Raw genomic sequence first — 22,831 nt, 5'->3', positions numbered from 1 at the left:
CACATTTAGTTGTGTTATGAAAGTTTCCGTCATATAGTTGCGTTGCTAAACCAATTCGACTCGTGGGGGTGACGCTTGTGCTGACGGACGAGACAGCCGAACGCGTCGCCGCCGCACTCGGAAAGCTCGGTCGAGTCCTCAGGTCCTCCGCGCACCGGTGGGACAGGCTCGACATCGGCGTCCGCCGTACGGACGTGCCGCTCCTGCGGCGGCTCCAGCACGACGGAGAGCAGCGACTGAGCGACCTCGCCGAGCCGCAGTGCGTGAGCGTGTCGGTCATCAGCAGGCAGGTCGCCGCCCTCGAGCACGACGGACTGGTCGAGCGTCGTGTCGACCCGACCGATGCGCGGGTCGTGCTGATCCGGCTCTCGGACTCCGGTCGTGAGCGCCTCGCGGACATCACCCGCCGCTACGCAACCTTCGTCCACCGCGCCCTCGACGAGTTCGACGACTCCGAGGCACGGCGGATGGCAGAACTCATCGACCTCGCCGCGGAGCGCATGTCCGCCGAGCTCGACTCCCCACCGAACGAGAGGACCCCCGACGCGTGACCACCACCTCGCCCATCGACACCAGCGAGGAGCTCAGCCACCGCGCCATCATGGAAGTGATGGTCGGCGTGCTGGCCGCGCTCTTCACCGCGTTGGTCAGCTCGACGATCGTCGCCAACGCGCTTCCCACGATCATCGCCGACCTCGACGGCACCCAGTCCCAGTACACGTGGATCGTCACGACCTCGCTCCTCGCGATGACCGTCTCCACGCCGATCTGGGCGAAGCTCTCGGACCTCTTCAACAAGAAGCTGCTCATCCAGCTCTCGATCGTCACCTTCGTCGCCGGCTCGGTCATCGCCGGGTTCTCGCAGAGCGTGCCGATGCTCCTGGTCGCCCGCGGCCTCCAGGGCCTCGCCATGGGCGGCATCACGGCGCTCGCCCAGGCGATCATCGGCTCGATCATCCCGCCCCGTGAGCGTGGCCGCTACGCCGGGTACATGGGCGGTGTGATGGCACTGGCGACCGTCAGCGGACCGCTCGTCGGCGGCGTCATCGTCGACTCCTCCCTCGGCTGGCGCTGGACGTTCTTCGTGTGCGTGCCGCTGGCCGTCATGAGCCTCGTGATCCTCCAGCGCTACCTCAAGCTCCCGACGCTCGTGAAGGACGTGAAGGTCGACTACGTCGGAGCCGTCCTGATCGCGATCGCGGCGAGCCTGCCGCTCCTGTGGGTCACGTTCGCCGGGAGCTCGTACGCCTGGCTGTCGTGGCAGAGCGCGCTCTTCGTGGGCGGCACGGTCGTGGCGACCGTCGCCTTCGTGATCGTCGAGTCGAAGGTCGCCGAGCCGATCGTCCCGCTGAAGGTCTTCCGCGACCGTACGACTGCCCTGGCGATCATCGCGAGCGTCGCCGTCGGCATCGCCATGTTCGGCAGCTCGGTCTTCCTCGGTCAGTACCTCCAGGTCGCCCGCAGCTACAGCCCGACCGAGGCCGGCCTCATCACGATCCCGATGATGATCGGGTCGTTGATCGGCACGATCGGCTCCGGCAACCTCATCGTCCGGTACGGCCGGTGGAAGGGCTTCCTGGTCGCGGGTTCGGCGCTCCTCATCGCCGGCCTCGGCCTGCTCGGCACGATCGACCACGCGACGGTGCTGTGGCACTTGTGGATCTTCATGTTCCTGATGGGGCTCGGCATGGGCATGCTCATGCAGAACCTCGTGCTCGCGGTGCAGAACACCGTCGACGTCACCGAGATCGGCGCGACGTCGGGCGCTGTCGCGTTCTTCCGCTCCCTCGGCGGCACCGTCGGTGTGTCGGTCCTCGGCGCGATCCTCGCCTCGAGCGTGACGGACAAGATCACCTCGGGTCTCGCGGCCCTCGGCGTCCCGGCTTCGGAGTCGAGCGCGGGTGGCACGCTCGACCTCGCGCACATGCCGCCGGCGATCGCCGGGCTCGTGCGCACCTCGTACGGCGATGCGACCGGGGAGATCTTCCTCGTCGCTGCGGGTGTCGCGGTCATCGCACTGCTCGCGGTCCTCTTCATCAAGGAGGTCCCGCTGCGGACCACGGTCCGCAAGCACGACGCGGCCGAGCCCGAGGGCGAGCTGGCGGAGGTCGCTGCCCGCTGACGTCCGCCCGGAACGTACGAGGGGCCGCTCCCGATCGGGAGCGGCCCCTCGTCGTCCGTGGTGGGTCAGCCGGCGGTCGCGTCGGTCTCGTCCTCGGCCTCGAGCGCGACCTTGCGACGGCGGCAGTACTCGACGCCGAGGAGGCCGAGGCCGAAGCCGGCGAGGCAGGTCCACAGCCACCAGACGTCGCCGTTGCGCTGCAGGGTGCCGAGGAACGGGAGCAGCCCGAGGAAGGCAGCGAGCCACAGGATCGACCCGACCGTCATCGTCCGGATGCCGTCGACGTCCAGCGGCTTCGGGTCCGGGACCACGCGGTGGACGGTGCTCCCGATCTCGAGCTCGGTGACCTCCGGACGGTCGAGGCCGTGCGCGCGACGACGCGGCGCGGTGGGCTCGGTGGCGGGTTCTGAGACCGGCGACGACGCGACGGGCGCTGGCGTGGCCGGGACGACCGGCTCGGGGGCGGCTGCGGGTGCAGGTGGAGGAGTCGAGCGAGCGGCACGTCGCCCGGTTGCGGGCTTCTCCTCAGGTTGGGCACGATCAGCCTTGCGGCTGCCGGTGTGACCGCGACCACGCTTCGGAGCCGGTTCCGATGTGAGTTTCCGCTTGCCTGCCGCCACGCCCATACAGTACCTCCCTGGGGAACTGTCCTAATTCGTACCGTCAGGAGCTTCATGTCCACCCAGACCGCGACCGGTTCACTGGACCGCTATTTCAAGATCTCCCAGCGAAGGTCCACCGTCGCACGTGAGGTTCGTGGCGGAGTCGTCACGTTCTTCACGATGGCGTACATCATCGTGCTCAACCCGATCATCATCGCCGGCGTTCCGGACGTCGACGGCAACTACCTCGGCGGCGGCTCGCAGGCCGAGGCGTTCGCACTCGTCGCTGCAGCCACGGCCCTCGTGGCGGGCGTGATGAGCATCCTCATGGGTGCGGTCGCGAACTTCCCGCTGGCGATGGCGACGGGGCTCGGCCTCAACGCCTTCGTCGCCTACTCCGTCGCGAGCCAGATGACGTGGGCCGACGCGATGGGCCTGGTCGTCATCGAGGGTCTCGTCATCCTGGTGCTCGTCCTCACGGGCTTCCGGAAGGCGGTCTTCGATGCGGTCCCGCTGCCGCTCAAGATGGCGATCTCCGTCGGCATCGGTCTGTTCATCGCGCTGGTCGGTCTCGTCAATGCGGGTGTGGTCCGGACGACCGGCAACCCGTCCCCGCCCATCGGCCTGGGCATCGGCGGCGAGCTCTCCGGCTGGCCCGTCCTCGTGTTCTGCATCGGCCTCGCCCTGATGATCGGCCTGTACGCCCGTGGTGTCCGCGGCGCGATCCTGATCGGCATCCTCGCGACGACCGTCATCGCCGTGGTCGTCGAGGCGATCACCGACGCGGGTGCGTCGGGCGGCGACGCGGCGTCGAAGGGCTGGAACCTCAACGTCCCGACCATCCCGGACACCTTCGTCGACATGCCGGACTTCTCGCTCCTGGGTGACTTCTCGCTGCTCGGCTCGTTCGAGCGTGTCGGCTTCGTCACGGCGGTCCTGCTCGTCTTCACGCTCCTGCTCGCGGACTTCTTCGACACGATGGGCACGATGACGGCGATCGGCGCCGAGGCCGACCTCAACGACGAGGACGGCACCCCGGAGGGTGCTCAGCGGATCCTCGTCGTCGACTCCATCGGCGCCGTTGCGGGTGGTGCGGCGAGCGTCTCCAGCAACACGGCGTACGTCGAGTCGGCGTCCGGTGTCGGCGACGGTGCTCGCACGGGCCTCGCGGCGATCGTCACCGGCGTGCTGTTCCTGCTCGCGACGATCTTCTCGCCGGTGGTGTCCCACATCCCGAACGAGGCGGCGGTCCCGGCGCTCGTGCTCGTCGGCTTCCTGATGATGCAGCAGGTGAGCGAGATCCCGTGGAAGGACATCGAGCTCGCGATCCCTGCCTTCCTGACGATCGCCCTGATGCCGTTCACGTACTCGATCAGCGTCGGCATCGGTGCCGGGTTCCTGTCGTACGTGCTCATCAAGGTCGTCCGGGGGAAGGCGCGCGAGGTCCACCTCCTGATGTGGATCGTCGCGGTGATGTTCCTCCTGTACTTCGCGATCGACCCGATCACCCGCTGGATCAGCTGAGCGCGGACCCTGGGCGGCGACCGTACGGCGCCGCCCAGGGTGACGCGACTCATTCGTTAACAGTTTTAATTAACCGAGGCAACGACCTAGTCTGGACGTATGCCTACCGACGCCCAGAAGCTCGCCGCTGCGATCGCGCGTCTCAACCGCCGCCTTCGCCAGGAGCGTCACTCCGACCTCACGCCCAACCAGATCAGCATCCTCGGGACTCTCCACCACCACGGCCCCCTGACGCCGGGCGCGATCGCCGCCATCGAGCAGGTTCAGCCGCCGTCGGTCACCCGCACCGTGAACTGCCTGGTGGACAACGGCCTCGTGGAGCGCACGACCCATCCGACGGACCGACGCCAGGTCGTCGTCTCGATCAGCCAGGAGGGCCGGGAAGGTCTCGCGGTCGAGCGCGACCGTCGTGACACCTGGCTCGCCGGCCGACTCGCCGCCCTCACCACCGAGGAGCGCGCCGTCCTCCGCGACGCAGCCGCGCTCCTCGAGAAGCTGGTCGTGAGCGAGTGAGCCCCACGTTCCGTGCGCTCTCCGTCCGCAACTACCGGGTGTACGCCTCTGGTGCCCTGATCTCCAACATCGGCACCTGGATGCAGCGTGTCGCCCAGGACTGGCTCGTCCTCGCCCTCACCGGCAGCGGGCTCGCCCTCGGCATCACGACCGGGTTGCAGCTCCTGCCGGCGCTCCTGTTCTCCCCGCTCGCAGGCGTCGTCGCCGACCGGTTCCCCAAGCGACGGGTCCTGATGCTCACCCAGGTCGCGATGGCCGTGCCCGCCGCCGTCCTCGGCGTCCTCGCCATCACGGGCGTCGCGCAGGCCTGGCACGTGTACGTCCTCGCGTTCGTCTTCGGCGTCGCGACGGCGTTCGACGCGCCCGCACGCCAGTCGTTCGTGGTCGAGATGGTCGGCAAGGACGATCTCGCCAATGCCGTCGGCCTCAACAGCGCCTCGTTCAACTCGGGACGCATGATCGGCCCAGCGGTCGCCGGCGTGATGATCGCGGCCCTCGGGTCGGGCGTCGTCGCCACGGGCTGGGTGATCCTGCTCAACGCTGTGAGCTACTTCGCGGTGTTCATGTCCCTGCTCGCACTGCGGACCCACGACCTGCGGCCCGCGACGCCGGCGTCACGCGGGAGAGGGGCGGTCCGAGCCGGCGTGCGATACGTCCGGTCACGTCCCGACCTGATCCTGATCCTCGCCACCGTGTTCTTCGTCGGTACGTTCGGGATGAACTTCCAGATGACGTCGGCCCTCATGGCGACCGAGGTGTTCGGCAAGGGCGCCCAGGCGTACGGTGTGCTCGGCTCGATCATGGCAATCGGGTCGCTCGCCGGCGCGCTGCTCGCTGCCCGGCGGGAGCGACCCACGCGGAGGCTCGTCGTCGGCGCCGCGCTCGTGTTCGTCGCCGTGGAGATCGCTGCCGGGCTCATGCCGACCTACCTCGCGTTCGCGCTCGTGCTTCCGCTCCTCGGTCTCAGTGCGCTGACGATGGTCACTGCCGCGAACGCCTACATCCAGCTCACGGTGACTCCCCAGATGCGTGGCCGCGTCGCCGCGCTCTACCTGATGGTGTTCATGGGTGGCACCCCCCTCGGCGCCCCGGCCATCGGATGGGTCGGCGAGACCTTCGGTGCCCGCTGGACGCTGATCCTCGGCGGCATCGTCGCCGCGATCGGCATCGGGTCGGCCACCGCCTACTACCTCGTGCGCGGCGGGCTGCAGCTGCAGCTCGACGTACGCACTCGTCCGCGCCTCGCGGTGGTTCCGCGTGATCCTCGTGCCGCCGTGCGCCGCGGCGACGCCGTCGAGGCGCTCGACGACGCCGCCCGGCTGGACGCCGCGGTCGCGGAGGTTCCGGCGCCGGTGCGCTCGGACGTGTGACCAGCCCGCGAGAAACCCTGGTCTGATCCGCTCGCCGTGGCAGGCTGGACGCATGGCTCCGAGCGATGTCGAGGACCGTCTCCCTTGGGACGTCTACCTGGCCGTGCTCAAGACGGAGGTCGAGCGGATGCTCGAGATCTCCGAGGATCTCGATGCGTCGGTGCCGAACTGTCCTGGCTGGACGGTCCGCGACCTGCTGGAGCACGTCGCCCGCGTGTTCCGCCACAAGGTCGAGTCGATCCGTACGGCGAGCGAGCCGCCCTGGCCCGTCACCGGCCTGGACACCTCCGACGTACGCCGCCTGCTCGCCGACGAGTCGGCCGTCCTGCTGGCCGAGCTCCAGCAGCGCGGCCCCCGTCAGGTCCGCTACACCTGGTATCCCGAGGACCGCACGAACGGCTTCTGGTTCCGGCGGATGGCGCTCGAGGCGACGATGCATCGTGTCGACGCCGAGCAGGCCGCCGGCGCCGAGGTTGGACAGGTCGAGAGCGCGGTCGCCCAGGACGGGATCGACGAGTTCCTGACCGTCCTCGTCGGTGGCCCGTGGTGGGACGACGAGGACGAGACAGCGCACCCGGTCGACGCCGTGGTCGTGGTCCGCACCGACGAGCGCGCGTGGACGGTCGACCTCTCGCGCAGCGAGGTCGTCGTGACGGCGGGGGAGCACGACACCCCTGACCTGACCGTCGAAGGGCACCCGCACGACATCTACCTGTGGCTGTGGGGACGCGGCGACGCGACGACGTTCACGGTGGACGGACGCAAGGAGCTCCTCGAGGAGGTCGCCGGGCGCTTCGCGGAGGCAGGCGCGTAGGCGCGGCCGTCTGTACGCGCCGGGGGTCGACCCGATACTCTCGGCGATCGGGGGCAGTTCAGTCGATCACCAAGCAGGAGCGACCCCGACCTCATGAATCCGCGACACCGCAGGGCCTTGATCCCGGGCCTTCTCGTGGTCCTTCTCGTCATCGTCCTGGTCGCAGCGCTCGCGCGCGAGGCGCGGGCCGCCGACGGCGAGGTCGATGTCGAGCGCGTCAGCACGATCACCGACGCGCGTGTCCCGGAGTCCAGTGCGCTCGTGGTGAGCAAGCGGGACCCTGAGCTGGCCTACACGATCAACGACTCCGGCAACGTCCCGACCGTGTTCACCATCGAGGTGTCCACCGGCGACGTGGTCGGCGCGACGCGGCTGGCCGGCGCCGAGGTCGTCGACACCGAGGCGCTCGCGATCGACCACGACGGCACGCTCTGGGTCGCCGACATCGGCGACAACGACGCGATCCGGTCGACGGTCTCGCTGCTCGCCATCGAGGAGCCCGTGCTCGGGGAGAAGTCGGTCCGGCCGCTGCGCTACGAGGTGCGCTACGCAGACGGCAGCGCCGATGCCGAGGCGCTGCTCGCCGACCCGTCCGGGCACGGCATGTTCATCGTGTCCAAGGGACTGCTCGGCGGTCAGGTCTACCGGTTGCCGCAGCCCCTGAGCCGTACGAGCGTGAACGTCGCCCAGCCCATGGCCGAGGCCGAGGCGCCTGCCCTGGTCACCGACGGCGACTTCCTGCCCGACGGCGCGCAGGTCGTGCTCCGCACGTACCTCGGCGTCCACGTCCTCGACGCGACCACCTGGCAGGAGACCTGGTCCGCGACCCTGCCCGAGACCCGCCAGAGCGAGTCCCTCGCCGCCGAGCCCGACGGCACCTCGGTCCTGGTGGGCAGCGAAGGGCTCCCCTCGCCGATCCAGCGCGTCACCCTTCCGGAGGAGCAGCGAGCCGCCATGCTCGCTCCCGCCAGCGGGATCATCGACCTCGACTGAGGCCGCTCACTCCGCCGGGTGGTCGACCCCGCGCTTCTCGACGCCGAGCTTCTCGACGCCGAGCTTCTCCACGCTGAGCTTCTCCACGACGTGGTCGATGCACCGGACGAGCTGCGAGACGTCGTCCGGGTCGATCGCCGGGAAGGTCGCGATCCGGAGCTGGTTGCGACCGAGACCGCGGTAGCCGTCGACGTCGAGGATGCCGTTCTCGCGCAGCGCCGCCGACACCGCGGCGGCCTCGACACCCTCGAGGTCGATCGTGACGACGGTCGACGACTGCTTGCCGGGGTCGGAGACGAACGGCGTCGCGTAGTCCGACTGCTCCGCCCAGCCGTACAGCCGCGACGACGAGTCCTCGCAGCGCGCCACGGACCAGGGGAGCCCGCCGTTGTCGAGCAGCCAACGCAGCTGGTGGTCGGTCCAGAACAGCGACGCGACCGGCGGCGTGTTGTGGGTCTGGTCCTTGCGGGAGTTCTCGAGGGCCAGCGTGAGGTCGAAGAACGCCGGGATCCACCGCCCGGACGCCGCGATCTCCTCGACCCGCGCGACCGCTGCGGGTGACATCAGCGCGAACCAGAGCCCGGCGTCGGACGCCAGGGCCTTCTGGGGAGCGAAGTAGTAGACGTCGCTCTGGGTGACGTCGAGCGGCGTCGCACCAGCAGCGGAGGTGCCGTCGATGAGCACGAGCGCGTCGTCGGCGGCGCCGTCGACCCGGCGGACCGGCGCCATGACCCCGGTCGACGTCTCGTTGTGCGCCCACGCATACGCGTCGATGCCCTCCTCGGCGACCGGGTCGGGGTGGGTCCCCGGCTCGCTGCGCAGCACGGTCGGCTCGTCGAGGAACGGCGCGCCCGCCACGGCCTTGGCGAACTTCGCGCCGAACTCGCCGAACGCCAGGTGCTGGCTGCGCTCACGCACCAGACCGAAGGTCGCGGCATCGAAGAACGCCGTCGACCCGCCGACCCCGAGGACGACCTCGTAGTCGTCCGGGAGCGAGAACAGCTCGCGCATCTGCGCGCGTACGGAGCCGACGAGCTCGCGGACGGGCGCCTGACGGTGAGAGGTGCCGATCACCGCCGACCCCGCCAGTGCCTCGAGGGCTGCATGGGGGACCTTGGAGGGGCCGGAGCCGAATCGTCCGTCGGACGGGAGGAGCTTCTTCGGGATCTGCACGAGCGCCATTCTTCACGGTGGGCGTGACAGATGTCAGGGCGAGGTCGTGACGTTCGGCGTACGGGCGCGGGGCCGGACCGGACGACGATCGAGACATGACGAAGCACACCGACCCGCACGGCACCCCGGCGGTGCTCCTGGACGACGTGGTGAAGACGTTCCCCTCCGCCGGGGGACGCGTCACGGCCGTGGACCATCTCTCCCTCGTCGTCCAGCCGGGAGAGGTCGTCGCGTTCCTCGGACCGAACGGCGCCGGGAAGACCACGACCATCGACCTGGTGCTCGGCCTCTCCGAGCCCGACGCCGGCGCGCTCAGCGTGTACGGGATGGCTCCACGCGCTGCGATCGCGCGCGGAGCAGTGTCGGCGGTGATGCAGACCGGGGGGTTGCTCAAGGACTACACCGTCGCCGAGACCGTCGCGCTCGTCGCGAGCCTCCACCCCTCCGCGCGGCCGGTCGACGAGGTGCTCGAGCGTGCCGGGATCGCCGATGTCCGCGGGCGCCTGGTCGGCAAGTGCTCCGGCGGGCAGCAGCAGCGGCTGCGCTTCGCGATGGCGCTGCTGTCCGACCCGGACCTCCTCATCCTCGACGAGCCGACGACCGGCATGGACGTCGAGGGGCGCCGAGACTTCTGGGCCGCGATCCGCGCCGACGCCGTACGAGGAAGGACGACGCTGTTCGCGACCCACTACCTCGAGGAGGCCGACGCGTACGCCGATCGGATCGTGCTCGTCCGGCACGGCCGGATCGTCGCGGACGGCACGCCGGCCGAGATCAAGGCGCTCGCGTCGGGACGCCTCGTGCGCGCGACGCTCCCGGCGGCAGACGGCACCGCGCTGGCCCGGATCCCCGGGGTGGAGTCGGTCGAGATCCGGGGCGATGTGGTGGCCGTCCGTGCCGACGACAGCGACGCGGTCGCCCGCTACCTCCTGACCAGCACCGCGGCCCGCGACGTCGAGATCACCTCGCGCAACCTCGAGGACGCCTTCGTCGCCCTCACGTCCGACACCGAGCACGCCCGCCCGGGCCGTACGCCCGAAGGAGTCCTCGCATGAGCACCACCGCGCTCGACCGTCGCGTCCCGCCGCTGGGCGGCCTCTCGCCGACCTTCCTCCGCCTGGAGCTGCGGCGGATGCTGCGCAACCGCCGCACGGTGGTCTTCACGCTGGTGATGCCCGCGGCGTTCTTCCTCCTCTTCGGCACCAGCAGCAGCTATCGCGACCAGTCGGCCGGTGCGGGCAACGTCACGGCCTACGTGATGGTGAGCATGGCGCTGTACGGCGCGATGGTGGCCACGACCAGCGGCGGCGCGATGGTCGCGACCGAGCGAGCGCTCGGGTGGAGCCGACAGCTGCGGCTGACCCCGCTCAACCCCCTCGCCTACGTCGACGTCAAGGTGTGCGTCGCCATGGTGCTCGGAGGAGCGTCGGTCGTCGTCGTCACCGTCGTCGGCCGGCTGTCCGGCGCAAGCCTGCCGTGGGACCGGGCGCTCGCCTGCGCCCTCCTCGCCTGGGTGTGCTCGCTGGTCTTCGCGGCGTTCGGGTTGTTCATGGGCTACCTGCTGCCGAGCGAGAACGTCATGCAGGTGCTCGGGCCGGTCCTGGCGGTGCTGGCGTTCGCGGGCGGCCTCTTCGTCCCCGTGGATCAGCTCGGGGACGTCTTCGGCACGGTCGCCCAGCTCACTCCGGTGTACGGCGCCGCCGAGATCGTCCGCGCCCCGCTGGGAGCCGACGCCAACCTGTGGGTGGCGGCGCTGAACGTGCTGGTCTGGCTGGGCGTCTTCGTGGGTGGCGCCGTGTGGCGGTTCCGCCGGGACACGGCTCGGGTGTGAATACCCTGAGCGGTGTGACACCACCGCCACGTCCGCACGGCGACCCCGCTCCGGGGCCGCCGTGGTGGCGGTTCCTCGCCGCCGGCGTCTGGCTCGTCTACCTCTGGTCGCCCGTGGTCGCGATCTCCGGCGCCGGAGGGTGGGAGCGGGTGCTGGGTCTGGTGGCTGTGGCGGTCTTCGTCGCGACGTACCTGGTGCTGATCGGTCGCAACCGCCGGTTCGTCGACTTCGAGTCCCGCGGGCCGCGCTGGGAGACGTGGCCGTGGCTGATCACGCTCCTGCTGTGCACGGTGGCGATGATCCCCGGTGCGGGCGACCAGGCTCTGACCGCGCTCGTCTTCGTCGCCGCGGCCGCGATGAGCACGCTGTCGCCCCGGTGGGCCTGGGGCTGGGTCGCGGTCCTCCTCGTCGTGGTCGAGGTCTCCACCCGCCTGGTGCCCGGCTGGTCCGACGGCGGCAACGGCTTCGCGCTGATCCTGGCGGCGATGGCGGTCTTCTTCCTCCGCGCCGCGATCCACCGGCAGCGGGCCCTCGTCGCCGCGGAGCGCGAGCTCGGCGACGCCCGGCTGGAGGAGGAGCGTTCCCGGATCGCGCGCGACCTCCACGACATCCTCGGCCACTCGCTGACCGTCATCGCGGTGAAGACCGAGCTGGCCGAGCGGATGCTCGACGTCGATCCCGAACGCACACGCAGTGAGCTCGCCGACGTCCGCAGCCTGACGCGCGACGCGCTGACCGATGTCCGCGCGACGGTCCGCGACGTCCGCGGGGTGTCGCTCCCGGGCGAGATCGCCGCCGCGCGGTCGGCGCTACGGTCCGCGGCGATCGAGGCCGACCTTCCGACGGTGGCCGACGACGTGCCGACGCGCATGCGCGAGCTCTTCGCGTGGACCGTCCGCGAAGGCGTCACCAACGTGATCCGCCACAGCGGTGCGACACGGTGCGTCGTCCGGCTCGGCGCCGCCGGTGTGTCCGTGGCCGACGACGGCCGCGGCATGATCGAGGGCGTGAGCGACGGGTCCGGGCTGCTCGGCCTGCGGCAGCGCGCGGCGCAGGCCGGTGCAGCGCTCGTCCTGGGGCCTGGCCTCGGGGGAGCCGGGATGTCCGTGGCGGTCGTGGTGCCGGCAGCGGGCCAGGAGGAGGCAGGCGCGTGACCGAGCCGATCAAGGTGCTGCTGGCCGACGACCAGGCGCTCGTCCGTGGGGCGCTCGCCGCGCTGCTCGACCTGGAGCCGGACCTCCACGTCGTCGCGGAGGTGTCCGACGGTACGGAGGTGGTGGCCGCGGCAGTCCAGCACCACGCCGACGTTGCGCTGCTGGACGTGGAAATGCCGGGCATGGACGGCGTGGCGGCGGCGGCCGCGCTGCGTGCGGCGCTGCCCGCCTGCCGGGTCCTCATGGTGACCACCTTCGGCCGACCGGGCTACCTGCGCCGTGCGCTCGCCGCCGGGGCGTCGGGATTCGTCGTGAAGGACACCCCCGCGCGCCAGCTCGCGGACGCGGTGCGCCGGGTGCACTCCGGACTCCGGGTGGTCGACCCTGCGCTTGCGGCCGACTCGCTGGCGTACGGGGACTCGCCCCTGACCGAGCGCGAGACCGACGTGCTTCGTGCCGCGCGCGGAGGGGGAACCGTGGCCGACATCGCGAAGGCTCTCGCCCTCTCGGAAGGCACGGTGCGCAACCACCTCTCGAGCGCGATCGGCAAGACAGCGGCGCGCACCCGCGCCGAGGCCGTACGCGTGGCGGTCGAGAACGGCTGGCTGCTCGGAGACCCGTGAGGTCGCGCACGGTGCTGCGATGAGTTCCGCGGCCCGCGCCGGTCGGAGGGGGGACAGCACTTGTGACGAGGAGCCCGCGATGACCGAGACCCAGACCCACCGCCTGGTCGTGCCGACCGCCGAGCTGGCGTACGACGTGCGCGCCAACCCCGACAGCACCGAGCCGCCGCTGCTCGTGTTCGGCTCGCCGATGGCGGCCAGCGGTTTCGGCACGCTCGCCGGCCGCTTCGCCGACCGCACCGTCGTGACGTACGACCCGCGCGGGGCGGAGCGCAGCGTACGCACCGACGGCGCCTCGGAGACGACTCCCGAGGAGCACGCCGACGACCTGCACCGCCTGATCGAGAAGCTCGGCGGCGGGCCGGTGGACGTGTTCGCGACGAGCGGCGGCGCGATCAATGCCTTCGCGCTGGTGGCGCAGCACCCCGACGATGTCCGTACGCTCGTGGCCCACGAGCCTCCGGTCGCCGCGGTCGTCCCCGACGCTGCGCAGGCGCTCGCCGCCGTGCAGGGCATCCGCCGCCTCTACGGCAGCGAGGGCGCAGGGCCCGCGATGGTGAAGTTCATCCTCCTCGTCATGCACCAGGGCCCGGTCCCCGAGGGGTTCGTGGAGGCGCCTGCGCCTGACCCGTCGGCGTTCGGCCTGTCCGCCGAGGACGACGGGTCACGCGACGACGTGCTCCTCGGCCAGAACCTCGTCACCTGCACCCACTACGAGCCGGACTTCGAGGCCCTGCGGGCCGCGCAGACCCGCGTCGTCGTCGTCGTCGGCGAGGGCTCCGAGGGCCAGCTCGCGTCGCGCGCCGGCAAGGTCGTGGCCGAGCGGATCGGCAGCGAGGCGGTCGTCTTCCCCGGCGACCACGGCGGTTTCATGGGTGGCGAGCACGGGCAGACCGGCGAGCCGGAGGCCTTCGCCAAGGCGCTGCGGCAGGTCCTCGACGGTCAGGGCTGAGGTGGGTGCAGCTCGTCGGCGACCCGGTCGTCGTAGTGCGTCATGCACTCCTCGTACGTCGGGATGTGCGCCGGGCCGTCGGCCTGCGCGCGGTCGATGAGGAGCTCGAGGGTGTCCAGGAGGCCGGAGATGTGCAGGTCGAACGGCATCGACGAGCTGTCGAACGCTCCCACGCTCCACAGGCGGGTCATCGACGGATAGCGGGCCGGGTCGAAGAGGTGCTCCCAGAAGTCGGTCGACGCCTCCCAGTAGCTCGCGTAGTCGGTGCCGTGCGCACGGGCGTCGGCGTCCTCCGCGGCGGCGGCCCGCGCGAACCCGGCGACGGTGTTGTTGACGATCCGGACGGTCTCGACGACGCGGGTGCCGGAGAGACCGGTGTCGAGCAGGATGCGGTACGCGGCTTCCTCGGCATCGAACACGTGGGGTGCCAGGGGCAGCCGCCAGGTGTTGAGATCGAGGAGCCACGGGTGGTCGCGCAGCAACGACCAGTAGCCGTGGGCGTACTGCTCGAGCGCGGGGCGCCAGGACAGGTCGGCGTCGGGGAGCGCGAGGTCGGCGTACGCCCGGTCGACCATCGCGTCGACCAGCTCGTCGCGCCCGGGCACGTGGGAGTAGAGCGTCATCGCCCCGACGTCGAGGGAGCGGGCGACCGTCCGCATCGAGACGGCGTCGAGCCCGTCGGCGTCGGCGATGGCGACGGCGGCGTCGACCACCTGGTCGCGGCTGACGCGCGGCGGGCGTCCACGCCGGGAGGTGGGCGGGGGCTCCCACAGCGGTGCGAAGCGATCCCGCGACGGCGGGCTGGACGAAGCCGCGACGGGTGTCTCTGCGTCGTCCATCCGAGCTCCTCGAGATCGCCTGTCAAAACCGCTTGCCTGGCTTTATCGTACAGCGTACCGTTGGCTTCATGACAGATCCAGTACGCCGTACGAGAAAGATGGTGTCCGCGCGGGGTCTCACGAAGACCTTCACGCGGAAGAAGGAGACCGTCGAGGCCGTCAAGAACGTCGACCTCGATGTCGCCGACGGGGAGCTGGTGGCGTTCCTCGGGCCGAACGGAGCCGGCAAGTCCACCACGATGCGCATGATGACCTCGTTGCTGAAGCCGACCTCGGGCACCGCGACAGTCGCCGGGTACGACGTCGTCCGCAATCCCGCCGAGGTGCGGGCCAGGATCGGCTACATCGGCCAGGGCAACGCCGGTGGCTACTCCTACCGCGTCCACGACGAGCTGATGAACCAGGGGCGCTTCTACTCCGTCCCGACCGAGGTCGCCCGCAAGCGCGCGAGCGACCTTCTCGACGCGCTCGAGCTGTCGGGCATGGAGAAGCGCACGGTCCTCTCCATGTCCGGCGGCCAGCGTCGTCGCCTCGACGTGGCGATGGGCCTGATGAACCACCCAGGCCTGCTGTTCCTCGACGAGCCGACCACCGGGCTCGACCCGCACGCGCGCGCCAACCTCTGGGAGCACATCATGCGGCTGCGCGTCGAGAACAACATGACGATGCTGCTCACCACGCACTACCTCGACGAGGCCGACTCGATGGCCGAGCGGATCGTCCTCATCGACCACGGCACCGTCATCGCGGACGCGACACCGGCGGCGCTCAAGCGTGACTTCGCCGACGACGTCGTGACGATCGGGCTCGTGCCCGGTGACGACACCGCGGCCGTCGTCGTCGAGAGGGCGCGCTCGATCGTCCCGGCGGACGTGAACCGCGTCGAGGACCACGTCGACAGCGACGGCTCGGTGCGTCTGGTCCTCGCCACCAACCACGGGCCAGAGCTCGTCCCGTCGGTGCTGCGTGCCCTCGGCGCGGTCGGCGTGACCGTCGGGTCCGCGGACGTCAAGCAGGCGTCGCTCGACGACGTCTTCCTCAACCTGACCGGCCGGAGCCTGCGCGAGGAGGCAGCAGCATGACCGCCCTCACCGAGACCACGACACCCACCACGTCCAGCCCGCTGCCCCAGCGCACCCGGGTCGCCAAGTGGGTGCACGACACGTCCGCCGTGTTCGTCCGCGAGATCCTCGTGGTGATGCGCGACCCGTTCACGCTGATCTTCTCCCTGCTGCAGCCGCTGGTGTTCCTCGGGCTGTTCGGTCCCCTCCTCGACGGGATGCTCGGCGAGGGGACCATCGACGGCGAGTCGGCCCTGCAGTGGTTTCTGCCGGGGGTGCTCGTGATGATCGCGATCTTCGGCACCGGCATGGTCGGCGGCAACCTGCTCTACGAGCTGATGACCGGCGCGTACGAGCGGATCCTCGCGACGCCGCTCGACCGCTCGTCGATCCTGGTCGGGCGGGCGCTCAAGGAGTTCGCGCCGCTGGTCGTGCAGGCCCTCCTCATCACGGTCGTCGCGATCCCGTTCGGGCTCGAGTTCTATCCCGCGCACGTCCTCCTCGGGCTGCTGATCCTCGGCATCTTCGGGATCGGCCTGGGTTCGCTGTCGTACGCCCTGGGTCTGGCGTCGAAGAACCGCGAGTGGGTGTTCTGGGGCGTCCAGCAGTCGCTGATCTTCCCGCTACTGCTGCTCGCGGGCATGATGCTGCCGCTGGAGGCGGGCCCGGAGTGGATGCAGACCGTCTCGAAGTTCAACCCGTTGACCTACATCGTCGACGCGGAGCGGACGCTGTTCGCCGGGACGATGTGGGACTCCACCGTGGCGTGGGGTCTGCTCGCGGCGATCGCGACCTGCGCGGTCGGCCTGTGGGTCGGCATCTGGAAGGTGAAGCGCACGATCTGAGCACTTCCGTCGGTTGAGCGAGCGAAGCGGGTCGAAACCGCGGGCCGGGTGGTTTCGACTCGCAGGCTCGCTCGACCAGCGGTGGCGTGCGGTGCGTCACACCGCGCCCCGGCGGGTGGCTGTAACGCAGGCGTCATCCGTACGATGCGCAAATGAGCGAGTTGTCCTTGAGCGGCGACGCGACGTACTCCCGTGAAGCCTGGGAGAAGTCCGCGGCCGCGGTCCTCCGCAAGTCGGGGCGGTTGACCGACGACCAGCCCGACGACGCCGTGTGGGACGCCCTCGCGACCCGCACGCTCGACGGCATCGCGGTCACGCCGCTGGGCACGCCCGACACGGTCGCCGGCCTGCCGGACCCCGGACTCCCCGGCCAAGCGCCGTACGTCCGAGGGACCCAGGCGCGTCGTGACGACGGCTCGTGGGACGTCCGCGTCCTCCACGAGGACCCCGACGCGGACAGGACCGCAGAGGCCGTCCTCACCGACCTCGAGAACGGAGCCACCTCGGTGTGGCTGCGGCTCGGGCCCGAAGCCGTCGATCCCGCGAGCCTCGGCACGGTGCTCGACCGGGTCTTCGTCGATCTCGCTCCGGTTGTCATCGAGGCTCGGGCGGACGCTCTCGGAGCCGCCGAGGCGTTCTGCCGCTACCTCGACGAGCGGGCGGTCACCCCCGCCCCCGGCACCAACCTCGGCCTCGACCCGATCGGTGGGTCACTGCGCGGGTACGAGTCGGGCCTCGACCAGGGCACGGTCGTGGTCGAGGGCGCCCGCAAGGCCGCCGAGCGCGGCATCGCCGCTGTCGTTGTCGACGCCACCGCGGCGCACGACGGGGGAGCGTCGGACGCGCAGGAGGTCGGGTACGCCCTCGCCGTCGGCGCCGCCTACCTGCGCCAGCTCACCGGCGCAGGCTTCACCGTCGAGGATGCGCTCTCCCAGATCGAGTTCCGGTTCGCAGCGACCGACGAGCAGTTCACGACCATCGCCAAGCTGCGCGCCGCGCGACAGACCTGGAACCGACTCGCCGAGCTGTCCGGCGCCGCCGAGGTCGCACGCGGCCAGGTCCAGCACGCCGTCACCTCGCGCGTGATGCTCAGCAAGTACGACCCGTGGGTCAACATGCTGCGGACCACCGTGGCCACCTTCGCCGCGGGTGTCGGCGGTGCGACCTCGGTGACCGTGCTTCCGTTCGACGCGCCGCTCGGGCTCCCCGACGCCTTCAGTCGCCGGATCGCCCGCAACACGTCGTCGCTGCTGGTGGCCGAGTCGCACGTCGGCGCCGTGACCGACCCGGCCGGCGGCGCGTACGCCGTGGAGCGCCTCACCGACGACCTCGCACGCGCGGCGTGGGAGGAGCTCGGGAGGATCGAGGAGGCCGGCGGGATCGCCGCCGCGATCGCCGACGGCTCGCTCGCCGCGCGCCACGCCGCGGTCGCCCGCGAGCGCGAGCACCAGATCGCCCAGCGCAAGCGCCCGCTCACGGGACTCTCGGAGTTCCCGAACCTGCGCGAGGCGCTGCCCGAGCGCACCCCGTACCCCGAGGGCTCCGAGCCGGTCCACCGCTACGGCGCCGCCTTCGAGGTCCTGCGCGACAACCCGGTCGCGACTCCTGTCTTCCTGGCGACGATGGGCCCGATCGCGGCGCACACCGCCCGGGTCACCTTCATCGCGAACCTGCTCGCGTCCGGCGGCATCGAGACCGTCGCAGCCGGAGCGACGACCGGGGTCGAGGACGTCCTCGCGGCGTACGACGGCGCGCCGGTGGTCTGCCTCGCCGGCGCCGACCGCGCGTACGCCGAGTGGGGCGCCGACCTCGTCGCGGCGCTGCGGGCAGCAGGAGCTCAGCGGGTGATCATGGCAGGCAGGCCGGTCGACGGCGTCGACGTCGACGCCACGGCGGCGATGGGTGTGGACGCGCTCGCCTTCCTGCACGAGACCCGCGGCCACCTGGGTGCACCGGCGGGCGTGCCCGCCGGCGAGAACGGAGCAGACGCATGAGCATCCCCGAGTCCTTCGCGGGCCTGCCGCTGGATCCCGAGACTCCGTACGCGGCGGACCGCGCGGCGTACGACGCGAGCACCGACGGCGCCGAGTCGTGGGCCGCGCCCGAGGGCATCGACGTCGCGCCGCTCTACACCGCCGCCGACCTGAGCGGCCTCGACGCGCTCGACACGTACCCGGGAGTCGCGCCCTTCCTGCGCGGTCCCTACCCGACGATGTACACGACGCAGCCGTGGACGATCCGCCAGTACGCGGGGTTCTCGACCGCCGAGGAGTCGAACGCGTTCTACCGGCGCAACCTCGCGGCGGGTCAGAAGGGCCTGTCCGTCGCCTTCGACCTTGCGACCCACCGCGGCTACGACTCCGACAACCCGCGCGTGGTCGGCGACGTCGGCATGGCCGGTGTCGCCATCGACTCGATCTACGACACGCGCACGCTCTTCGACGGAATCCCGCTCGACAAGATGAGCGTCTCGATGACGATGAACGGCGCGGTGCTCCCAGTGCTCGCGCTCTACATCGTCGCGGCCGAGGAGCAGGGGGTGAAGCCGGAGCAGCTCGCGGGGACGATCCAGAACGACATCCTCAAGGAGTTCATGGTCCGCAACACCTACATCTACCCGCCGGCGCCGTCGATGCGGATCATCTCCGACATCTTCGCCTACACCGCGCAGAAGATGCCGAAGTTCAACTCGATCTCGATCTCCGGCTACCACATCCAGGAGGCCGGGGCGACGAACGACCTCGAGCTCGCCTACACGCTGGCCGACGGTGTCGAGTACATCCGCGCCGGCCTCGACGTGGGCCTCGACATCGACGCGTTCGCGCCGCGCCTGTCGTTCTTCTGGGCCATCGGGATGAACTTCTTCATGGAGATCGCGAAGATGCGTGCCGCACGCGCGCTCTGGTCGCGGCTCGTGTCGGAGTTCGAACCTGCGAACCCGAAGTCGAGCTCGCTGCGGACGCACTCGCAGACCTCCGGCTGGTCGCTCACCGCGCAGGACGTCTTCAACAACGTGCAGCGCACCGCGATCGAGGCGATGGCCGCGACCCAGGGGCACACCCAGTCGCTGCACACCAACGCGCTCGACGAGGCGATCGCGCTGCCGACGGACTTCTCCGCGCGCATCGCCCGCAACACCCAGCTGCTCCTCCAGCAGGAGTCCGGCACGACCGCGACGATCGACCCGTGGGGCGGCTCGTACTACGTCGAGAAGCTCACGCACGACCTCGCTCGCCGGGCCTGGGGACACATCCAGGAGGTCGAGAAGGCCGGCGGCATGGCCAAGGCCATCGAGGCGGGCATCCCCAAGATGCGCGTCGAGGAGGCCGCCGCCCGCACGCAGGCGCGGATCGACTCCGGGCAGCAGGCCGTGATCGGCGTCAACACCTACCGCGTCGACACCGAGGAGCCGTTCGAGGTCCTCAAGGTCGACAACCGTGCCGTGTACGCCGCGCAGGTCGCGAAGCTGGAACGGCTCCGCGCCGAGCGGGACGACGACGAGGTCCGCCGTACGCTGCACGCGCTGACCGAGTCGGCCGGGCGCGGTGCCAGCAAGGACGGGACGCTCGACGGCAACTTGCTCGCGCTCGCCGTCGACGCGGCGCGCGCCAAGGCCACGGTGGGCGAGATCTCGGATGCGCTCGAGAAGGTCTACGGACGCCACAAGGCCGTCATCCGTACGATCTCTGGTGTGTACCGATCCGAGGCGGGCAAGGCCGACAACGTCGAGCGTGTGATCGCGGCGACCGACGCCTTCGAGGAGGCAGAGGGACGCCGGCCGCGCATCCTGGTGGCCAAGATGGGCCAGGACGGGCACGACCGCGGCCAGAAGGTCATCGTCTCCGCCTTTGCCGACATGGGGTTCGACGTCGACGTGGGCCCGCTGTTCTCCACCCCGGAGGAGGTGGCGCAGCAGGCGGTCGACGCAGACGTCCACGTCGTGGGTGTGTCGTCGCTGGCTGCCGGCCACCTCACGCTCGTGCCCGCGCTGCGTGACGCGCTGGCCGAGCTGGGGCGCCCCGACGTGCTGGTCGTCGTGGGCGGCGTGATCCCTCCGGACGACGTCGCCACGCTCAAGGAGATGGGTGCGGCGTCGGTGTTCCTGCCGGGCACGGTCATCGCCGAGTCGGCGCTGGAGCTGCTCGACACGCTCCGCACGTCGCTGAAGCACGGGTGACGCCGGCTTGAGCGACGCGCGCTCGATCGACGTCGAGGAGCTGGCCGCGCGCGTGCGTGACGGTCAGCGTGCCGCGGTCGCGCGCGCGATCACGCTGGTCGAGTCGCGTCGCGACGACCACCGCGCGGCAGCGCGCGAGCTGCTCGCGCTGCTGACCCCGCACGCGGGCGGGGCCGTGCGTGTCGGCATCTCGGGCGTCCCCGGCGTCGGCAAGTCGACCTTCATCGAGACGCTCGGGACCTATCTGACCGGGACGGACCACAAGGTCGGTGTGCTCGCGGTCGACCCGTCGTCGGTACGCACGGGGGGCTCGGTGCTCGGGGACAAGACCCGGATGCCGGAGCTCGCGGCGGACCCCCGGGCGTACATCCGTCCCTCGCCGTCGGCCGGCACCCTCGGCGGTGTGGCTCGCGCGAGCACGCAGGCGATCCTGGTGCTGGAGGCCGCCGGCTTCGACGTGGTGCTGGTCGAGACCGTGGGTGTCGGGCAGTCGGAGGTCACCGTCGCCGGGATGGTGGACACGTTCCTGTTCCTCACGCTGGCGCGCACCGGCGACCAGCTCCAGGGCATCAAGAAGGGCATCCTCGAGATCGCCGACGTCATCGCGGTCAACAAGGCCGACGGTGACCGCGAGCCGGAGGCCCGGGTCGCCGCGAAGGACCTCGCCGGCGCGATCCGGCTGGTCCACGCCGGAGGTACGGGGTGGGTCCCGCCGGTGCTCACCTGCTCCGGCCTCGAGGGCGTCGACGTGGACACGGTCTGGCTGCGCGTGCTGCGGCACCGCGAGTTCCTCGGCGCCGCGGGTCTGCGCGAGAAGCGCGCGGCACAGCAGCTCGAGTTCATGTGGGCACTCGTGCGTGACGAGCTCGACCAGCGGCTGCGGCGCTCGGAGGCGGTGCGGGGTGTGCTGGACGACGTCCGTGCGGCTGTCCTGTCCGGGGAGATGCCTGCCACGAACGCCGCCGACGCGATCCTGGCCGCGTACGACCAGCGCTGACCAGCCCGCCGGGGCGACTCGGTTCTGGTGTGAGCTGGTGCGGTAACCGCGGATCGTCAGACCCGCACCAGCTCACGCGGCGGCGTCCCGCTAGCCCCAGGCGGGGTTCCAGCCGGCGACGTCCTGCGGCTTGCGCGACGGCGGGCCGGTGTAGATCGCCGACGGGCGGATCAGGCGGCCCTTGCGCTTCTGCTCGAGGATGTGCGCGCTCCACCCGGCCGTGCGGGCACAGGTGAACATCGACGTGAACATGTGCGGCGGGATCTCCGCGAAGTCGAGCACGATCGCCGCCCAGAACTCGACGTTGGTCTCCAGGACACGGTCCGGGCGACGCTCGCGCAGCTCGGCCAGCGCCGCCTCCTCGAGGGCGACGGCGACCGCGTAGCGCGGAGCATCCAGCTCACGGGCCGTACGGCGGAGCACCCGCGCGCGCGGATCCTCCGCACGGTAGACGCGGTGGCCGAACCCCATCAGGCGCTCGCCGGAGTCGAGCAGCCCCTTCACGTACGTCCGGGCGTCGTCGCTCTTCTCGACGTCGGCGATCATGCCGAGCACTCGCGAGGGAGCGCCGCCGTGCAGCGGGCCGGACATCGCGCCGACGGCACCCGACAGCGCAGCGGCGACGTCGGCGCCCGTCGACGCGATGACGCGCGCGGTGAACGTGGAGGCGTTCATGCCGTGCTCGGCGGCCGACGCCCAGTACGCGTCGATCGCCTTCACGTGCGCCGGGTTCGCCTCGCCGCGCCACCGGGTCAAGAAGCGCTCCGTGATCGTGGTCGCCTTGTCGATCTCGGCCTGCGGCACCATCGGCTGGCCGATTCCGCGGGCCGCCTGCGCGACGTACGACAGCACCATCACCGCGGTGCGCGCCAGGTCGTCACGGGCCTGCTCCGGCTCGATGTCGTACAGCTGGCGCAGCCCCCACGCAGGTGCCGTCAGCGCGATCGCGCTCTGCACGTCGACACGGATGTCACCGGAGTGCACCGGGATGGGGAACGGCTCCGCCGGCGGCAGCCCCGGCTCGTACGTCCCGTCGACCAGGAGGCCCCAGATCTTCTCGAACGGCACGCTGCCGACGAGGTCCTCGATGTCGACTCCGCGGTAGCGCAGCGCGGAGCCTTCCTTGTCCGGTTCGGCGATCTCCGTCGCGAAGGCGATGACGCCTTCGAGGCCTTCGTGGACCTTTGCCGTGTCGGGTGCGTCAGTCATTGGGCCATTGTGCCCCTGATCACACCCGGCGC

At 70.9% G+C, this 22,831-nt stretch carries 21 protein-coding genes; 17 read left to right on the top strand and 4 right to left on the bottom strand.

The features are described from left to right. Positions 1-68: 68 nt before the first annotated feature. Both GH747_RS12090 and GH747_RS12085 read left to right on the top strand, forming a co-directional pair. Positions 69-551, top strand: a complete 483-nt coding sequence (locus GH747_RS12090) for a MarR family winged helix-turn-helix transcriptional regulator (RefSeq protein ID WP_163695548.1) — start codon at positions 69-71, stop codon at positions 549-551. Next, complete coding sequence (locus GH747_RS12085) at positions 548-2,122, top strand: MFS transporter (RefSeq protein WP_228552903.1); 1,575 nt, start codon at positions 548-550, stop codon at positions 2,120-2,122. Before GH747_RS12090 ends, GH747_RS12085 begins: the two co-directional genes overlap by 4 nt. Positions 2,123-2,187: 65 nt before the next feature. On the opposite strand, the gene GH747_RS22300 is transcribed toward GH747_RS12085, so the two are convergent. Beyond that, on the bottom strand, positions 2,188-2,742 hold the full coding sequence (locus tag GH747_RS22300) for a DUF2530 domain-containing protein (protein ID WP_228552902.1): 555 nt from the start codon (positions 2,740-2,742) through the stop codon (positions 2,188-2,190). A 54-nt stretch (positions 2,743-2,796) separates the two neighbouring features. Here GH747_RS22300 and GH747_RS12075 point away from each other — a divergent pair, with 54 nt between their 5' ends. From GH747_RS12075 to GH747_RS12055, 5 genes are all read left to right on the top strand, one after another. Beyond that, on the top strand, positions 2,797-4,248 hold the full coding sequence (locus tag GH747_RS12075; protein ID WP_149769824.1) for an NCS2 family permease: 1,452 nt from the start codon (positions 2,797-2,799) through the stop codon (positions 4,246-4,248). A 99-nt stretch (positions 4,249-4,347) separates the two neighbouring features. After that, positions 4,348-4,761, top strand: coding sequence for a MarR family winged helix-turn-helix transcriptional regulator (locus GH747_RS12070; RefSeq protein WP_149769823.1), 414 nt, complete (start codon positions 4,348-4,350; stop codon positions 4,759-4,761). Beyond that, the gene (locus GH747_RS12065) at positions 4,758-6,131 is read left to right on the top strand and encodes an MFS transporter (RefSeq protein WP_149769822.1); all 1,374 of its coding nucleotides are present in this window, start codon (positions 4,758-4,760) and stop codon (positions 6,129-6,131) included. Before GH747_RS12070 ends, GH747_RS12065 begins: the two co-directional genes overlap by 4 nt. A gap of 52 nt (positions 6,132-6,183) precedes the next feature. Then, complete coding sequence (locus GH747_RS12060; protein WP_149769821.1) at positions 6,184-6,945, top strand: maleylpyruvate isomerase family mycothiol-dependent enzyme; 762 nt, start codon at positions 6,184-6,186, stop codon at positions 6,943-6,945. A 93-nt stretch (positions 6,946-7,038) separates the two neighbouring features. Further along, positions 7,039-7,938, top strand: coding sequence for an esterase-like activity of phytase family protein (locus GH747_RS12055; RefSeq protein WP_149769820.1), 900 nt, complete (start codon positions 7,039-7,041; stop codon positions 7,936-7,938). Positions 7,939-7,944: 6 nt separating this feature from the next. Here the strand turns inward: GH747_RS12055 and serC are convergent, their stop codons facing one another. Then, the gene (serC, locus tag GH747_RS12050; protein ID WP_149769819.1) at positions 7,945-9,120 is read right to left on the bottom strand and encodes a phosphoserine transaminase; all 1,176 of its coding nucleotides are present in this window, start codon (positions 9,118-9,120) and stop codon (positions 7,945-7,947) included. An 86-nt stretch (positions 9,121-9,206) separates the two neighbouring features. On the opposite strand from serC, the gene GH747_RS12045 reads away from it, so the two are divergent. The 5 genes from GH747_RS12045 to GH747_RS12025 all read left to right on the top strand — a co-directional run bounded on the left by GH747_RS12045 (position 9,207) and on the right by GH747_RS12025 (position 13,671). Then, complete coding sequence (locus GH747_RS12045; protein WP_149769818.1) at positions 9,207-10,166, top strand: ABC transporter ATP-binding protein; 960 nt, start codon at positions 9,207-9,209, stop codon at positions 10,164-10,166. Beyond that, a complete protein-coding gene (locus tag GH747_RS12040) occupies positions 10,163-10,942 on the top strand; it encodes an ABC transporter permease (RefSeq protein WP_149769817.1) in 780 nt (259 codons plus the stop codon). The genes GH747_RS12045 and GH747_RS12040 overlap by 4 nt, the downstream gene beginning before the upstream one ends. A gap of 14 nt (positions 10,943-10,956) precedes the next feature. Then, positions 10,957-12,096 carry a sensor histidine kinase gene (locus GH747_RS12035; RefSeq protein ID WP_149769816.1) on the top strand — a complete coding sequence of 380 codons (1,140 nt, stop codon included), beginning with the start codon at positions 10,957-10,959 and terminating at the stop codon, positions 12,094-12,096. Then, positions 12,093-12,719, top strand: a complete 627-nt coding sequence (locus GH747_RS12030) for a response regulator transcription factor (RefSeq protein WP_194842908.1) — start codon at positions 12,093-12,095, stop codon at positions 12,717-12,719. Before GH747_RS12035 ends, GH747_RS12030 begins: the two co-directional genes overlap by 4 nt. Positions 12,720-12,798: 79 nt before the next feature. Beyond that, the gene (locus GH747_RS12025; RefSeq protein ID WP_149769815.1) at positions 12,799-13,671 is read left to right on the top strand and encodes an alpha/beta fold hydrolase; all 873 of its coding nucleotides are present in this window, start codon (positions 12,799-12,801) and stop codon (positions 13,669-13,671) included. Here the strand turns inward: GH747_RS12025 and GH747_RS12020 are convergent. Next, complete coding sequence (locus GH747_RS12020) at positions 13,662-14,510, bottom strand: TetR/AcrR family transcriptional regulator (RefSeq protein ID WP_149769814.1); 849 nt, start codon at positions 14,508-14,510, stop codon at positions 13,662-13,664. The genes GH747_RS12025 and GH747_RS12020 overlap by 10 nt on opposite strands. A gap of 68 nt (positions 14,511-14,578) precedes the next feature. Here GH747_RS12020 and GH747_RS12015 point away from each other — a divergent pair, with 68 nt between their 5' ends. The 5 genes from GH747_RS12015 (at position 14,579) to meaB (ending at position 21,590) form a co-directional block, all read left to right on the top strand. After that, positions 14,579-15,592: an ABC transporter ATP-binding protein gene (locus GH747_RS12015; RefSeq protein ID WP_228552901.1), complete on the top strand. Its 1,014-nt coding sequence runs from the start codon at positions 14,579-14,581 to the stop codon at positions 15,590-15,592. Further along, the gene (locus tag GH747_RS12010; protein ID WP_149769813.1) at positions 15,589-16,416 is read left to right on the top strand and encodes an ABC transporter permease; all 828 of its coding nucleotides are present in this window, start codon (positions 15,589-15,591) and stop codon (positions 16,414-16,416) included. Before GH747_RS12015 ends, GH747_RS12010 begins: the two co-directional genes overlap by 4 nt. Before the next feature lie 152 nt (positions 16,417-16,568). Then, the gene (locus GH747_RS12005) at positions 16,569-18,410 is read left to right on the top strand and encodes a methylmalonyl-CoA mutase family protein (RefSeq protein ID WP_149769812.1); all 1,842 of its coding nucleotides are present in this window, start codon (positions 16,569-16,571) and stop codon (positions 18,408-18,410) included. After that, on the top strand, positions 18,407-20,593 hold the full coding sequence (gene scpA / locus GH747_RS12000; RefSeq protein ID WP_149769811.1) for a methylmalonyl-CoA mutase: 2,187 nt from the start codon (positions 18,407-18,409) through the stop codon (positions 20,591-20,593). Before GH747_RS12005 ends, scpA begins: the two co-directional genes overlap by 4 nt. Before the next feature lie 7 nt (positions 20,594-20,600). Next, complete coding sequence (meaB, locus tag GH747_RS11995; RefSeq protein WP_149769810.1) at positions 20,601-21,590, top strand: methylmalonyl Co-A mutase-associated GTPase MeaB; 990 nt, start codon at positions 20,601-20,603, stop codon at positions 21,588-21,590. A gap of 90 nt (positions 21,591-21,680) precedes the next feature. Here the strand turns inward: meaB and GH747_RS11990 are convergent, their stop codons facing one another. Then, positions 21,681-22,799 carry a citrate synthase 2 gene (locus GH747_RS11990; protein ID WP_149769809.1) on the bottom strand — a complete coding sequence of 373 codons (1,119 nt, stop codon included), beginning with the start codon at positions 22,797-22,799 and terminating at the stop codon, positions 21,681-21,683. Positions 22,800-22,831: the final 32 nt, after the last annotated feature.

This window comes from Mumia xiangluensis, from assembly GCF_010994095.1.
GTDB classification, from domain to species: domain Bacteria; phylum Actinomycetota; class Actinomycetes; order Propionibacteriales; family Nocardioidaceae; genus Mumia; species Mumia xiangluensis.
The sequence above is the reverse complement of the archived record's forward strand: the minus strand, read 5'-3'. Positions and strand labels throughout refer to the sequence as shown.

What these genes read in the sequence shown, in the direction of transcription:
- GH747_RS12060 (WP_149769821.1), top strand. Translation starts at nt 6,184, where the DNA reads ATGGCTCCGAGCGATGTCGAGGACCGTCTCCCTTGGGACGTCTACCTG.
- GH747_RS11990 (WP_149769809.1), bottom strand. Translation starts at nt 22,799, where the DNA reads ATGACTGACGCACCCGACACGGCAAAGGTCCACGAAGGCCTCGAAGGC.
- GH747_RS12070 (WP_149769823.1), top strand. Translation starts at nt 4,348, where the DNA reads ATGCCTACCGACGCCCAGAAGCTCGCCGCTGCGATCGCGCGTCTCAAC.
- GH747_RS12045 (WP_149769818.1), top strand. Translation starts at nt 9,207, where the DNA reads ATGACGAAGCACACCGACCCGCACGGCACCCCGGCGGTGCTCCTGGAC.
- GH747_RS12040 (WP_149769817.1), top strand. Translation starts at nt 10,163, where the DNA reads ATGAGCACCACCGCGCTCGACCGTCGCGTCCCGCCGCTGGGCGGCCTC.
- serC (WP_149769819.1), bottom strand. Translation starts at nt 9,120, where the DNA reads ATGGCGCTCGTGCAGATCCCGAAGAAGCTCCTCCCGTCCGACGGACGA.
- GH747_RS12075 (WP_149769824.1), top strand. Translation starts at nt 2,797, where the DNA reads ATGTCCACCCAGACCGCGACCGGTTCACTGGACCGCTATTTCAAGATC.
- GH747_RS12015 (WP_228552901.1), top strand. Translation starts at nt 14,579, where the DNA reads ATGACAGATCCAGTACGCCGTACGAGAAAGATGGTGTCCGCGCGGGGT.
- GH747_RS12025 (WP_149769815.1), top strand. Translation starts at nt 12,799, where the DNA reads ATGACCGAGACCCAGACCCACCGCCTGGTCGTGCCGACCGCCGAGCTG.
- GH747_RS12005 (WP_149769812.1), top strand. Translation starts at nt 16,569, where the DNA reads ATGAGCGAGTTGTCCTTGAGCGGCGACGCGACGTACTCCCGTGAAGCC.
- GH747_RS12055 (WP_149769820.1), top strand. Translation starts at nt 7,039, where the DNA reads ATGAATCCGCGACACCGCAGGGCCTTGATCCCGGGCCTTCTCGTGGTC.
- scpA (WP_149769811.1), top strand. Translation starts at nt 18,407, where the DNA reads ATGAGCATCCCCGAGTCCTTCGCGGGCCTGCCGCTGGATCCCGAGACT.
- GH747_RS12010 (WP_149769813.1), top strand. Translation starts at nt 15,589, where the DNA reads ATGACCGCCCTCACCGAGACCACGACACCCACCACGTCCAGCCCGCTG.
- GH747_RS12020 (WP_149769814.1), bottom strand. Translation starts at nt 14,510, where the DNA reads ATGGACGACGCAGAGACACCCGTCGCGGCTTCGTCCAGCCCGCCGTCG.